The organism is Bacillus sp. 16GRE42, from assembly GCF_019837435.1.
GTDB lineage: Bacteria > Bacillota > Bacilli > Bacillales > Bacillaceae_G > Bacillus_A > Bacillus_A wiedmannii.
In genome coordinates this window covers 59,358-73,916 of sequence record NZ_JADAXF010000007.1, presented here as the reverse complement: position 1 = coordinate 73,916, position 14,559 = coordinate 59,358, and the positions used below count along the sequence as shown (strand labels likewise).

Genomic DNA, 14,559 nt, shown 5'->3' with positions numbered 1-14,559 from the left:
GGAAAGGGAGAATACCATATGAATAACCCAGTCGTACTAGATTCGAAAACAGAATTAAATGAGCAAACAGCACAAGATGTTCGCTTACAACTTAGACAAGATGCAGATGTGCAACGTATTTATAATTCGGTAGATATTAAAGATCAATTAGAATTAATTGAACTTGGAAAAGAACCATCTATGGAAATTTCACGTTTCGCTGATCAAATTTTACATACAATGTCTTTATCAAAAATAGAAGACTCTGGAGAATTATTAAAACAGCTTGGTAAAATTATGGATAGATTCGATAGCAAAGACTTTGCGGAAGAGAAAAGCGGTTTCTTCTCACGTATGTTCAAAAAAGCTGATAAAATGATTGAACAAATCTTTAGTAAGTACCAAACAATGGGTCGCGAAATGGATAAAGTATACGTAGAAATTACAAAGTATCAAGATGAAATGAAAAAATCAATCGGTACGTTAGATGGTTTATATGAGCAAAATTTAAAATATTATTTAGACTTAGAAAAGTATGTAGTAGCAGGGGAAATGTTATTAGAGCGTTTAAATACAGAGTTGGTTCCAATGTACGAAGAACGTGTGCGTAACAATGACCAATTAGCAGGTATTGAATTAGAATCACTGAAAAACTCTGTTGAAATTTTAGAGCAGCGTATTGATGATTTAGAAAAAGCACGTATGGTTGCGCTACTTACAGCACCACAAATTCGTATGGTTCAACGTGGTAATAATAAATTAATTGGTAAAATCAATACAGCATTTATTACAACGATTCCTATCTTTAAAAATGGTATTATTCAAGCGGTAAATGCGAAACGTCAAAAGCTTGTTGCAGATTCTATGGCTGAACTTGATCGCCGCACAAATGAATTACTTAAGAAGAATGCACAAAATATCGCAACGCAAAGTGTGGAAGTAGCGAGATTATCAGGTTCTTCTAGTATTAAGATGGAAACACTTGAGGAAACTTGGAACATTATTTCAAGAGGTATGCAAGAAACACAACAAATTGAAGAGCAAAATAAACGTGAGCGTGAGGAAAGCCGCAAGCGTATGGCTACGTTAACAGAGAACATAAAAAAAGAATTACAAGGATAAAGTGAAACTTTAATCGGCGGGGACATCTCCCACAAATAGTGAAATAGGTGAAAAGGCAATGAGGAATAATCCTCATTGCCTTTTAGTTTCTCTTTACTAATTTAATGATCTCATTCACAACAAGTGGAATAATACTTAATAAGAGAACAAATCCCCAATCTCGCATCGTTAATGCATGTACACCGAATATATTTGCAAGAGGTGGGATGGAGATAATACAAACTTGCATAAGAACACCGATAAGAAGGGAGAAGACTAAATATTTATTTGTAAAAATCCCAATTGAAAAAATGGATTTCGTTCTTGAACGCAAGTTAAATGAATGAACGAGCTGAGAAAAACTAAGAACGACAAATGCCATTGTTTGAGCGTGTAATAGAGCATCTTCATCAATTTTCTCTGGGAAAAGAGGAAATAAATTTGTATCTCCGGTATAGAATTTTGCCCCGATGATAAAGGCTGTTAGCGTTAAAAGTCCAATGACAGCCCCATTGAAAATAAGAAAAGGAACGCTACCACTAAATAAGCTTTCTTTCGCATGTCGTGGTTTTTCTTTCATCACATCTGGATCTTCAGGATCAACCCCAAGTGATAATGCAGGTAGTGTATCTGTAATCAAATTGACCCACAAAATGTGAATAGGGCGTAGTGGTGTTGCCCAGCCGAGTAAAATCGCTAAAAATAAAGCGATAATTTCTCCAAAGTTACAAGAGAGTAGGAAGAGAATTGATTTTTTTATGTTACGATAAATATTTCTACCTTCCTCAACAGCTTTCACGATAGATGAGAAATTATCATCTGTTAACACTACATCCGCTGCTCCTTTTGCAACGTCTGTTCCTGTAATGCCCATCGCTACGCCAACATCAGCCTGCTTTAAAGATGGAGCATCATTGACACCATCACCAGTCATAGAAACGATATTTCCTTTTGCACGTAATGCTTTTACGATTTTTACTTTATGCTCTGGAGAGACTCTGGCGAATACATTTAAGTGATTAATTTTATTTGCTAGTTCTGTATCTGGAATGTTATCTAATTCAGTTCCAATCATAATTTCAGATATTTCTTTGGCAATACCAAGTTCTTTGGCAATTGCAAAGGCGGTATCTTTATGATCACCAGTAATCATAACTGTGCGAATACCTGCTTTTTTACATTCTGTAATGGAATCTTTTACTTCAGTTCGCGGTGGATCGATCATACCGATAAGACCAATAAAGATGAGGTTTTCTTCAAGATGATCTATATCCACATCGTTTGAATTGTATTGTTTAAATGCGAATGAAAGTACTCTTAAAGCCTCTTGAGACATTGACCCGGCAGTTTCTAATATTTGATTTTTATCAGCATCTGTTAGAACCTCGATCTTACCGTTTTTAAATATGTGGGTACATCGAGGTAAGAGTTTATCAATGGCACCTTTCGTCATGCTACAGTAGCTTTCATCGTATGTATGAACGGTTGACATCATTTTACGATCCGAATCGAAAGGCAGTTCGTTAACGCGTTCATGTATCTTTTCTAAATGATCTTTTTGCATATTAAAAGTGTTTCCGGCAACAAGAAGGGCGATTTCTGTAGGGTCCCCTGTTTGTGAGTCGGAACCGTAAGAAGCATCGTTGCATAGCACCATATTTTCTAACAATAGACGTTGTACATCATTATTTACATTTAAGTTTTCTAAGTGGTCGTATGTGTTATCACTATAAAAGTGAGTAACGGTCATTTTATTTTGCGTTAACGTACCTGTTTTATCTGAACAAATAATTGTGACAGAACCGAGAGCTTCAACAGCTGGTAGTTTACGAATGATAACATTTTGTTTAATCATTCGCTGCACACCAATTGCAAGAACGATGGAAACGATAGCTGGCAAGCCTTCTGGAATAGCTGCAACGGCTAAACTAATAGCAGTCATAAACATTTCTAACGTATCTCGTCCCTGTAAAAAACCGATGATAAACATAATGACGCAAATAGATACAGCGACAAAGCCTAAATACTTTCCGACTTGTGCTAAGCTCTTTTGAAGTGGTGTCATATCATCGTCTGCTTCATGTAAGAGGGTAGCGATCTTACCAATTTGTGAGTTCATTCCAGTTTCAACAGCGACACCGACTCCGCGTCCGTATGTTACTAGCGTTGACATAAAGGCCATGTTTTTTTGATCACCCAGTGGTACTTGCTCATCACTTTGCATAGAAGGATGGTAGATTGCATCTTTATCAACAGGGACAGATTCACCAGTTAGAGCAGATTCTTCAACTTTCAAATTTGCGGTTTCGATAAGCCGTAAATCACATGGGATATAACGTCCTGCATCCAGCATGACAATATCACCTGGAACGACTTGTTCAGATGGGATTTCTTTTAGTTCACCATTTCGCTTGACGATAGCTTTAGGTGTCGCCATCTTTTTCAATGCCTCTAAAGCTTGTTCTGCTTTTGATTCTTGGACGACACCGATAACAGCGTTTAAAACTACAACGAGCGCGATAATACTTGCATCAGCCCATTCACCTACAAAGGCAGAAATAAGGGCAGCAATAATAAGGACATATACGAGGACGTCATTAATTTGGGCGAAAATACGCTGCCATAACGTGCGTTTTTGTTTTGTAGCTAATTCATTGGAGCCGTATTGCTTTAAACGTTCACTTACAATTTCATCTGTTAAACCGTGTTGTTCGTTTGTTTCTAGGTCGATTAATGTTTGATCTTTCGTCTTACTGTACCAATTGCTCATAAGTAAGCACCTCCAGTAAAAACAGTTAGCAATGGTAGTGTTGCTATTATTTGTGAGTAGTATGTATGGAGAAAAAATCTAAGGTGAGGTTCTACTTCTATTGTACAATATTTTACAGTTAGTTGAAGGGAAGAGAAGAGTTGTCATGAATTTGTTGGAAATAAAAAGAAGCCTCATATAACGAGGCTTTTTTTACTTTTTAATTAATGTACCTAATTCTTCTGTAATAGCTTGCATTTCACTGATGCTGAATGTTTCACGTTTCATAACATGCTCATAAATGTCACGTAAGTCTTCGTACATTTCTTCATTAAAGCTAGCAGCTCTCATCGCTCCAGCATTAACCATACGTAATTTTTCTTTAATAGCTTCGACCATATATTCAACGTTTTCTTCTGACTTTACGGATAAATCCACCGAAGTGTCCCCCTTTAAAATAACATAAGGATATCTTAACATTTTTTATCATTTTCGTTAATGAATCTTTTCAATCCTATTAAATTAGTAGGGATTTCCTTTATAATTAATAATTGGTTGTTTATACTATAAGTATATATTAAGAAATACACCAAGAAGGGAAGAAACAAATATATGGTTCAAGTATTGTTTGTTTGTCTTGGGAACATTTGCCGTTCACCGATGGCAGAAGCGATTTTTCGAGATCTTGTCGTAAAAGAGGGACTCGAGGAGAAAATTGTCATTGATTCTGCAGGAACTGGAGATTGGCATGTTGGCCATCCGCCACATAAAGGAACACAAAAAATTTTAAAAGAAAATGCAGTCACTTTTGAAGGAATTAAAGCAAGGCAAGTAGAAAAAGAAGACTTAACAAAGTTTGATTATATTATTGCCATGGACAACAAGAATATAGCAGATTTAAAAAGTTTAGGTAAAACTGGAGGCTATATTGGTAGACTGTCCGATTTTGTTCCAGACGGTGGCTGGACAGACGTTCCCGACCCTTACTATACAGGGAATTTCCAAGAAGTATATGACCTTGTAACAGAAGGGTGTGCAAAGCTATTAGCTTTCATTCGAAATGAACAAGGAATATGAGGAAGCTTAGAAAGAAATACTTTCTAATATAAGAAATGAAAGGGTGAAGGAATATGGCAAAGAAAAATAATATTGCTCGAAACATTGCGATTGGTGTAGCTGCAGGTGTAGCTGTATCTATGTTGAAGAAGGAAAACCGTGAAAAAGTAAAAAATACTGCGGAAAAAGCAAAAACAAAGATGATTGAAATCGGTGAAAATGCGAAGATAAAAGAAAAAGTGCAAACTGTTACAGATAAAGGACGCGAACTCGCTGACTTCAATGTAGTAAAAGCGAAAGTAGCAGAAATTAAAAAATTGACGCCGTCTGTTGTAGAGACGTTAAAAGAAACGAAAGAAATTTTTAGTAAGAAAAAGGTTGAGCCAGCAGAGAAGCCAGAAACGATTGAAATTCAAGCTGTATCTTCAAAGGTAGATGAGCTGAAAGCAGAAGAAGAGCCAGTAGTTGCTGAAGATGGCGGTATGAAAGAAGCGCGTGAACTATTTATGAAAGACTCAAATGTAGAGGAAAAAAAAACTGAAGCGTACATTGAGTTGAAGCAAGATAAAGAAGAGAAGAAAAGCGTTTAAACATATATGAGAAAAATTTTAGAAAAGGTGAGGAGACATCGTACTTATTCGTTTGGTAAAGACTTATATGACCGAACGATGCGCGATGATGTAGCGGGCTTGGCAGCACAGCTCGCTTATTTCTTCTTGCTTGCAATTTTTCCTGGGCTCGTTTTCTTAATTACGCTTCTTGGATTTATTCCCATTCAAACAGAGGATGTGCTTAGTTTATTAGAGGTTTATGTACCAGATGATGCAATGAACTTAATTGAGGTAAATGTAGATAAAGTTGTAAATCAGCAAAATGGTGGTTTATTATCATTTGGTTTATTATCCATGTTATGGTTTGCCTCAAATGGTGTTAATGCGGTTATGAATGCTTTTAACCGCGCCTATGACGTGAAAGAAACACGTTCTTTTATTACAACAAGAGCGTTATCAATTGTGTTTACATTAGCTATCATTTTTATGATTGTCTTTGCTTTAATTGTCCCGGTATTCGGACAAGTTATTGGAGCAGCCGTGTTTAAAGCACTCGGTTTATCAGATAGTTTCTCTTTCGTATGGAGCATTACACGCTTAGTAGCGAGTTTCTTCGTACTATTTGCCTTGTTTAGTTTCTTATATACATTTGCACCAGATCGAAAGTTAAAAAGAAGAGAAGTCATTTCAGGAGCAACATTTGCTACTGTAGGATGGATTGTGGTATCGTACTCATTTGCTTATTATGTAGATAAGTTTGCGAATTACGCCAATACATATGGTGGTCTCGGTGGTATCATTATTTTAATGTTATGGTTTTACTTAACTGGATGGGTAATTTTACTTGGCGGTGAAATTAATGGTTTACTCCATCATTATAGGACGGGTGACAATAATTCCCGTAATGAAAAATGACCTCTTGTTCCATAATAATAGGGAACAGGGGGGATATTTCATGAGTAATAATAAAAAGAACCACAACAACAAAAATAACAATAAACAAAAGAGCAGTTCGCATCCAAAGCATAAAACGAGTAGTAGTGCGAACGGGCATAATAGCTACCATTAAAAAAACGGGTCCTCTATGAGGGGCCCGTTTTTATTTGTTTCCTTTTAATAATCGTAAGCCATTTAAAATGACAAGAATCGTACTTCCTTCATGCCCAATAACACCGAATGGAAGAGCTAAAAATTGTAAGAAGTTTGAACAAATCAGCATTGCAATTACAGCTAGTGAAAAGATTACGTTTTGTTTTACAATACGGTTCATTCGTTTTGATAAACGGATTGCTTGGGAAAGGCGAGATAATTCGTTCTTCATAAGTACAACGTCTGCAGTCTCTAAAGCTACGTCTGTTCCTTCACCCATTGCTACACCAATGCTGGCAGTAGCGAGTGCAGGAGCATCATTTATACCATCTCCGACCATTGCTACTGTCCCATATTTTTCTTTTAGCTTTTTAATCGTTTCAACTTTTGTTTCTGGTAAGCATGATGCGTAATATTCCTTTATATTACTTTCAGAGGCAATTGCTTTTGCCGTTTCTTCATTATCTCCAGTAATCATAATTGCTTCGACACCAATGCTTTGTAATTCACGAATAGCAGCTATTGTTTCTTGGCGAAGCGTATCTTTTAAAGCGATAAGTCCAAGAATGCCTTTCTCATCACTAATATAAACGACAGTTTTACCTTCTTTTTCAAGGGAGGCAGAAATACCATTATGAAATGTCTTTGTTTCTTCACCGATAAAATCAGCTTTACCTATTTTATAAGCTTTGTTTTCAAATATTCCTTTGAGTCCAAAACCAGTTACATCTTCAACATTTTCTGGTTTTGTTAATGCAATGTCATACGCATGTTGTGCATATTTAACGATAGATTCAGCTAAAGGGTGTGTAGAGTGACTTTCAATTGATGCTGTAATAGAAAGTACTTCTTTTTCTGTCATACTTTCTCGAACATATACATCTGTTACGGTAGGTTTTCCTTCTGTTAATGTTCCTGTTTTATCAAAGGCGATCGCTTTTACTGAAGCGAGGCGTTCTAAATGTATGCCACCTTTAAAGAGAATTCCATTTCTTGCTCCGTTAGAAATTGCAGATAACGTTGCTGGTGTAATGGCAGCAACGAGTGCACAAGGAGATGCGACTACAAGTAAGATCATAGCGCGATAAAACGTTTCATTCCAGCTCCAGTCCAGTAAAAAATGGGGAACGAACATCATAAGCGCAACAACGAGTAGTACACCTTTTACGTATGTTCCTTCGAATTTTTCGATGAATAGTTGTGATGGTGATTTTTCACTTTGTGCACTTTGGACGAGACGGATAATCTTTTGGAATAATGTTTGATCGCTCGGCTTCGTAATTTTAACTTCGATAGCACCGCGTAAATTTACAGTACCGGCAAATACTTCATCGCCATGTTTTTTTTCATTTGGAATAGGTTCTCCAGTAATTGCTGCTTCATCGATATTTGTTTCACCGTTATGAATCGTACCGTCAGCAGGAACGCGCTCACCTGGCTTAATTAAAATAATGTCTTTAATTTGTAATCGTCCAACAGGAACACGTTCTTCGATTCCATTTGAAATACGTAATGCTTCTTCAGGTTGTAAATCAAGAAGCGCTGAAATTTCTTTTTGACTTTTACTCAATGTATAGGATTCCATCGCACCGCTTAGTGCGAAGATAAAGATTAAAATTGCACCTTCTGCCCAGTAGCCAATGATTGCAGCACCGATAGCAGCAAAGAGCATGAGCATTTCGACATTTAGCTCTTTCTCTTCAATGGTATCTTCAATACCTTCTTTCGCTTTTGCATATCCACCAACTATATAAGCAAGGATATAGCAAGTAATGCCTACATTCATTGCATCGTTCTTTGTGAATAACCAACCAGCTAAAATGAAAATACCAGATGCGATTGCAAATATAAGTTCATGATGTTTCTTTAATGTATCCCATAAAGAGGGATGAGAAATAGATTTTTGTACTTGTAATGTTTTTACTTCTGAGTTCATTACTACTCGCTCCTTCCAAATTCTTATTGAGAAAAAGAATCAAAATCGAAACCCCTATAAAACGACGAAAGCTGCCATCCATAATGGATAGCAGCATTTCTGTTGAACCTGATTTTAATAGTTATTATATTGTAATTATTCTATAGTATAGCATATTTTTTCGTTAGATGATATGTTTTGTTTGCGTATAAACTGAAAACTTGTGTTTTCACACTTCCTTTGGTATATATGAATATTGTTCATAAAAAGATCGGAAAGGAAGACAACAAGTGAAGACAGAGAAATTTTTTACCCATCCGATTGGCGTACTAATTGCTGCAATAGTAGCGACTTTTTTGTGGGGGAGCGCATTCCCATTTATTAAATTAAGTTACGCTGAACTTGGAATTCAGCCACAAGAAGTTGGGGAGCAAATATTATTTGCTGGTTATCGTTTCTTTTTATCTGGAGTCATGCTCTTATTATTCTTTAAAGTGTTAGGAAAAGATATGAGCTTCAAAAAAGGAACGGGGAAGCAGTTAGTACAAATTGGTTTATTTCAAACATTTCTTCAATATATATGTTTTTATATTGGAATGAGTTATAGTTCTGGCATTGAAGGAGCTATCATTTCAGGAACATCATCATTCTTTCAAATTTTACTTGCGCACTTTTTATATAAAGATGATGCGCTCAATATGAGAAAAATAATTGGGGTCTCTATCGGCTTTTGTGGTGTCATTTTAGTAAATGTACCGAGTGATGGTAGTTTTTCATTCCATTTCGGAATTGGTAGCTTATTACTTCTTAGTGCAGCAATGTTGTATTCATATGGAAACATATTGGCGAAAGAAGGTAGCAAAACATTAGATGTTGGTTATATGACAGCATACCAAATGATTTTTGGTTCTATCGGGCTATTATGTATAGGAGCTCTGCAAGTTGGAGTAATGCCATTTACATTTAGTGTACATGCAATATTTATGCTTATCTATTTATCTTTCTTATCCGCAGCAGGCTTTTGCATTTGGAATACAATTATGAAGTATAACAAGGTTGGAAAAGTATCAATGTACATGTTCTTTATACCTGTATTTGGTGTGTTATTATCGAGCATGATTTTAGGAGAAGCAATTCATTCATTTGTATTATTCGGTTTGGCATGTGTAGCCGCGGGAATTATCGTGGTGAATCGGACGACAGCTAAGCAGAAAAGGGCGAACGCAAAACAAGTAGCATAGATAACAGGAAAACGATTACAATGGAAGAACAGTACTGTTCTTCTTTTTTTATATAGAAAAAGGATAATAGACTAGGTGTAACGAAAAAAGATACAAAAAGCATTTATTGAGGAGAACATGTTATGAATCTACTTTACATGGTGTTAATTGGGCAAATCATTCTTTTTTTAATTGGTGCAATGTATGCAATAGGACAGACAAAAAAGACAAGAAATAATATGCCGTTACCTTTAGCAGTACGTCTTATTCTTAGCTTTTCTTTAACAGCAAGTGCAATTTGGATATGGTTACAAGATCCATCAGTAGCGTATAGTACGTGGGTTGCACTAGGTATGACGTTATCAACTGTAGGAGATTTATTTATGGCAGGTTTGATTCCAATTGGTCATCGATTAATTGGAGGGATGATTACTTTCGCGCTTGCGCATTGTTTTTATGTAAAAGCATTTTTGCAAACAGGCATCTCATGGAATGGTTTTTGGATTGGTTTACTCGTATACGGACTCTTTCTAATTATAGGATGGTTCTTTTTTATACGAAATGATAAACAAGATAAATTGTTTACGATAGGAGCTCTAATTTACGGATTGTGGGTTGGAGGAATGGCTTGCTTTGCATTCGCCCTATACTATGAGAATACAGGAATATGGTGGATACCGGCTTTTGGTGGTTTACTATTTGTGATTTCTGATTTTGTTATAGGCGTGACAGATATTGGAGGGCGCAAATTAAAGTATGAACCACTTTGGATTTGGTTTACATATGTAGCGGCTCAAATGTGTATTGTATATGTGGGAATATAAAAAGATACTCTCAAAAATAGTGGATAGACTATTTTGAGAGTATCTTTTTTTGTTACTATGCTACGATGCTACGATGTTTTTTTGTTGTAGAGCAGAAAGGCTATATTTATCAGCTGCTTTATAACCTTGAGCTAATAAATCATTGATGTAAAGCTTGTTGTAAATAAAGCAGAAGACTAGGTTAGAGAATCCGAACGTAAACATGCTAGCGATTAAAATAATTAAAAATCATTTCCAATCTCCATGGAATATAGCAGGGAAGAAACCAAAGAAAAATACAGTCCAACTAAAACCAATTTTTGCTTGTTTAATTTGGCCGGTATTTTCATTTTTAAGCATAACTTTCATAGAAAAAGTCCTCTTAAGTAAATATAAATATAAAATAATAAGTGTAAGATATATTATATGTAGATAATATATTTTTGAATATTATTATTTAAAAGTTTTTAATATTACGATTTTGCAATTCAGAATTTTGTGGAAATTATACAGTTGAAGTCCTTATAATAAAAGTAAAAAGATGATGAGATGGTGGAATGATGCAAAAGAAAAAACGTTTGCGTGAATTCTTTGGAACAATTGCAATTGCATGTTTGTTGGTGTTTTTGGCAAAAATCTTTTTGTTTTTTCCTACGACTGTAAAAGGAGCATCCATGAAGCCAACGTTACAAGATGGGGATAAGCTGATTGTTAATAAGTTAGCAAAGCAATTTGAAAGTTATGGGCGAGAAGATATTATTGTTGTGAAGACGGATAATTTTTATGTGAAAAGGGTTATTGGTTTGCCTGGTGATGTCATTGAGGTGAGAAATGATCAATTATATGTGAATCATGAAGTGATACAGGAAGCGTATTTGTATAGTAATAAAAAACAAGCTGAAAAAAAACTTATGAATTTAACAGAGGACTTTGGACCAATTACAATTCCTAAAAATAAGATTTTTGTTATGGGGGATAATCGCTTAATAAGCAGAGATAGTAGAAATGGTTTGGGACTTATTGATAGAGAAGATGTATTGGGAGAATTAGCGGCGATTTATTATCCATTTGAACATATGAAAATAATGAATTAAAGTAAAAAACCAAGCAAATTTCATTTGCTTGGTTTTTTATGTTAAATCGTAGGAGACTCATTAAATTCATAGATGTTTTCATTGTTTTTGTTCGTACTTAAAACGAATTTGTGCTGCAATAGTTGCAGTTTAAAGAATGCTAACGGATCGTGATAAGTTTCTGGGTTGCTTCTTAACGTTGCTAATGTTTGCTCGTCTTCCTGTATTTCAAGTTGAGCTGATTCTACATTTTGTTTCAGTATGCTAAGTGGATCTTTAAAGAACATCATGATATCTCGTTCTAATGCGCCTTCAAATACTTCAAATTGAAGGAAGAATTGTTTTGAGATTGTTTGAGCAATTTCCGTATAATCTTCCGTTTCAATGTATTGTTTATATTTGTTTGCGAGCATAGATTGATTTTTTTGCATGTTACCAAATAGTTTTCCCGCACTCTTTAAGAAAAATTGTGTCGGTGTAAAGCGTAATAAAATATTGATGTTCGATACTGTAATTCGATTTGTCATACGTACAACATCTCGATGCCAATCATCTAGTAATTTGAAATCGCAAGGAAGTTTCATGCGTTCTTCTTTATATAATTTATTAAACGTTTCACTCATTTCATCTAAATAAGATTGAGCTTGAATAAATTCATTATGAGCTGTTTCAATCCACTCTTGAATAGAACCAGTAAATTTAGGAAGAAGCACTTGTTGTACATGTTTTTGAACTCGTTCGTTCATCGCAGTATTTAATTCTTCATGAACTAATTTGAAGTCGCTATCTTCTTGAACAAGGTCAGAACAACTCTGTAATAATTCAGGGATTTGAGAATGGATATCTCGTGTGATTTCTTCTTTCGTTAAAAGATAAGATTCTGTAATAGAACGAATTTTATCTTTTTCAAGAGCAGTAAGGTTGTTAATAAATCCATTTAATTTAACTGAGATATGTTTATTCCAGCGTACTGATTTCACTAATGTATTTTCTAACTCCACACGTTCATTTACAAGGTATGCGATTGTCTTTTGAGTAAACCATATTAGTTTTTCTATACGTTCTTGTTCCATGTTACGTTCTGCCAAATTAGAAAGAATAGACTCTGTCACGTCCCCAAGTTGTTGGCTACTCTCTTGTGAAGGAGAGTATGGGAAGAACTGTGCATTTGGGAAATGGACTTTAATCTTACTCATTAGTTTTTCATTATTGGTCGTATTATTTGTGTGTAATACGAAATGAATTTGTAAATTTGGCACTTGTTCCCGTAAATAAAGTAATGTATCAAGTTCTTCACCATGTAATGGTGAAGCAGAATTTAATACGTAAATAAGGCTATCTGCTGCTTGTAAGTATTCAAAATATGAGCTGTTTTTATCCACTTGCCCTTGAATGGATGGTGTAACAAGAAATGCAAACTTATTTTTTCTTAAAAATCTACTCGGTAACTTAATTTCTATACATTTTTTCTCAAGTTCTGACTGGGAAGATGTAGCCATTATTTGATGGAATTCATCAAAGTTCGGTATATTGTGTACATCTAGCGCAGTGAATTCTGTTATTTCAGTTTGGCTATCATCTTTAAATAGAATAGGAGTTGTTAAGGTCTTAGTTAAGATGTTCTCTCCTAATATTGAATTGATGAATGATGATTTATCATGGTCACTAGTTCCCGCTATTAGTAATTGTGTAACATTTAAATCACACAGTTCGTGAACGAGTAACGTAAATTGATGACTTAAATCCACATCATTTTTTTCAGCCCATACAGCAATCGTTTCGAATAAATGAGAAACTGTTTCCATATTTACATTTGTTTCAGCTGTTGAATTAGAAAGTAGGGCTCCAGCACTTTTTACGAGTAATGACTCTAAAGTTGTAGGTGAAACTTCATTCCATGCTAACACTGCAGCAGAGACAAATAGGGCATCTTTTGCTTTCGTTAAACTAAACCAATTTGTTAATAAATCTGGTACAAGTCCCTGCATTTCATGCATGAAATGCTCACCAGTAATTAACTCAAAGTACGTATTTTGATAGCGTTCAACAATTTCATGCCAATCGTCATTGTTGTCTGTTTCAATATGTAAGAATAAATGATTTATTGTTTGAACCCAAGGTAGATGCAAGTTTTCATTTTGATAGCTGTTCCAAAGCGCAATAACAAGTTCTTTAAATTGGACTTGATCAATGGCATATAAAGCTTTTAAAGATTCATAGAAATATTCTGGTTTGATTTGTTTCGTGAATCCTTGATTCACATAATTGATTAAAGTATCGAACCAGTGTAACGATTTTGTTCGAATTCCTTCTTGAACGGCAAGCTCGATAGCATTATTCCAATCTTTTTGTTTTTCATAGAATGAGCGAGCGATTGCAGTAATATTTGGATAGTCAGGTTGAAATGCAACAGCCTCACTAATCGTCTTAAATGCTAGACCTAAACGATCTTGTTCGATGTAAAGAGAAAGAAGTTGTAAGGAAACTTCCATTGTAAGAGCTGTATCTTCCGTTTGAATAGATTGATAAATTTCTTCTGCTTTTGGCAAGAATCCTAGTTCAAAATAAGAATCTGCAATATTTTTGGTTGCCCAAAGTGCAAGTTCGTTATTTACTTTCTCCCATTTAAATATCGCTGCTTCAAAGTCTTTATTTTGGTAATAAAATTCACCTTGAGCAAAGCGGATATTAGAAATGTTGGAGAATTCATTTGTGGATTCATTTATATATGCTTCACCGAGTACTTCTGATACTGGAGTAGAAGTTTCTTCTGTTAAAAATGTTTTATAGTAAACCTTTTGGATAAATTGATTTTCAATGGTCATGTTCGTTCCCCCTGTATAATTTAGAAAAATGATGTTGTATGTAAAGGGTGTATGTTCTTTTAATAGGTAGAAGTTGCATTATATCGACCAAACTATGTTTTTGCTGGATATATCATTTTTCCTGAGAGTTAAACCGTTGCGAAAAGTAACTTTCCTTTATTGTAACAAAAAAACAAGCATATGAATTTTTATTTTTTA

The 14,559-nt window shown here is 35.0% G+C and carries 11 protein-coding genes and 1 pseudogene; 7 read left to right on the top strand and 5 right to left on the bottom strand.

Annotated features, from left to right (window positions below; translation table 11 throughout):
* Positions 1–18 precede the first annotated feature (18 nt).
* Complete coding sequence (locus tag ILS93_RS25610; protein ID WP_001064414.1) at positions 19–1,101, top strand: toxic anion resistance protein; 1,083 nt, start codon at positions 19–21, stop codon at positions 1,099–1,101.
* A gap of 82 nt (positions 1,102–1,183) precedes the next feature.
* On the opposite strand, the gene ILS93_RS25605 is transcribed toward ILS93_RS25610, so the two are convergent.
* Both ILS93_RS25605 and ILS93_RS25600 read right to left on the bottom strand, forming a co-directional pair.
* Entirely contained in the window at positions 1,184–3,850 is a 2,667-nt protein-coding gene (locus tag ILS93_RS25605) for a cation-translocating P-type ATPase (RefSeq protein WP_222661588.1), read from the bottom strand.
* A 192-nt stretch (positions 3,851–4,042) separates the two neighbouring features.
* Positions 4,043–4,267: a DUF1128 domain-containing protein gene (locus ILS93_RS25600; protein WP_000366197.1), complete on the bottom strand. Its 225-nt coding sequence runs from the start codon at positions 4,265–4,267 to the stop codon at positions 4,043–4,045.
* Positions 4,268–4,441: 174 nt separating this feature from the next.
* Between ILS93_RS25600 and ILS93_RS25595 the strand changes: the two genes are divergently transcribed.
* The 3 genes from ILS93_RS25595 to ILS93_RS25585 are packed head-to-tail and all read left to right on the top strand — an operon-like array spanning position 4,442 to position 6,351.
* Entirely contained in the window at positions 4,442–4,906 is a 465-nt protein-coding gene (locus ILS93_RS25595) for a low molecular weight protein-tyrosine-phosphatase (protein WP_000250910.1), read from the top strand.
* A gap of 53 nt (positions 4,907–4,959) precedes the next feature.
* Positions 4,960–5,475, top strand: coding sequence for a DUF4075 domain-containing protein (locus tag ILS93_RS25590; protein ID WP_016133535.1), 516 nt, complete (start codon positions 4,960–4,962; stop codon positions 5,473–5,475).
* A 6-nt stretch (positions 5,476–5,481) separates the two neighbouring features.
* On the top strand, positions 5,482–6,351 hold the full coding sequence (locus ILS93_RS25585) for a YihY/virulence factor BrkB family protein (protein ID WP_001226522.1): 870 nt from the start codon (positions 5,482–5,484) through the stop codon (positions 6,349–6,351).
* Positions 6,352–6,535: 184 nt separating this feature from the next.
* On the opposite strand, the gene ILS93_RS25580 is transcribed toward ILS93_RS25585, so the two are convergent.
* Positions 6,536–8,461 (bottom strand): heavy metal translocating P-type ATPase, encoded by a 1,926-nt coding sequence (locus ILS93_RS25580; protein WP_088046939.1) that lies wholly within the window; start codon positions 8,459–8,461, stop codon positions 6,536–6,538.
* A gap of 269 nt (positions 8,462–8,730) precedes the next feature.
* Here ILS93_RS25580 and ILS93_RS25575 point away from each other — a divergent pair, with 269 nt between their 5' ends.
* Both ILS93_RS25575 and ILS93_RS25570 read left to right on the top strand, forming a co-directional pair.
* Complete coding sequence (locus tag ILS93_RS25575; protein WP_222661587.1) at positions 8,731–9,681, top strand: DMT family transporter; 951 nt, start codon at positions 8,731–8,733, stop codon at positions 9,679–9,681.
* 122 nt (positions 9,682–9,803) lie between these two features.
* Positions 9,804–10,484, top strand: coding sequence for a lysoplasmalogenase (locus ILS93_RS25570; protein WP_064477243.1), 681 nt, complete (start codon positions 9,804–9,806; stop codon positions 10,482–10,484).
* Between the two features lie 60 nt (positions 10,485–10,544).
* Here the strand turns inward: ILS93_RS25570 and ILS93_RS25565 are convergent.
* Positions 10,545–10,832, bottom strand: a pseudogene (locus ILS93_RS25565) (hypothetical protein).
* A gap of 188 nt (positions 10,833–11,020) precedes the next feature.
* On the opposite strand from ILS93_RS25565, the gene lepB reads away from it, so the two are divergent.
* A complete protein-coding gene (lepB, locus tag ILS93_RS25560) occupies positions 11,021–11,557 on the top strand; it encodes a signal peptidase I (protein ID WP_064477244.1) in 537 nt (178 codons plus the stop codon).
* A gap of 41 nt (positions 11,558–11,598) precedes the next feature.
* On the opposite strand, the gene ILS93_RS25555 is transcribed toward lepB, so the two are convergent.
* Positions 11,599–14,361 carry a tetratricopeptide repeat protein gene (locus ILS93_RS25555; RefSeq protein ID WP_064477245.1) on the bottom strand — a complete coding sequence of 921 codons (2,763 nt, stop codon included), beginning with the start codon at positions 14,359–14,361 and terminating at the stop codon, positions 11,599–11,601.
* Positions 14,362–14,559 lie beyond the last annotated feature (198 nt).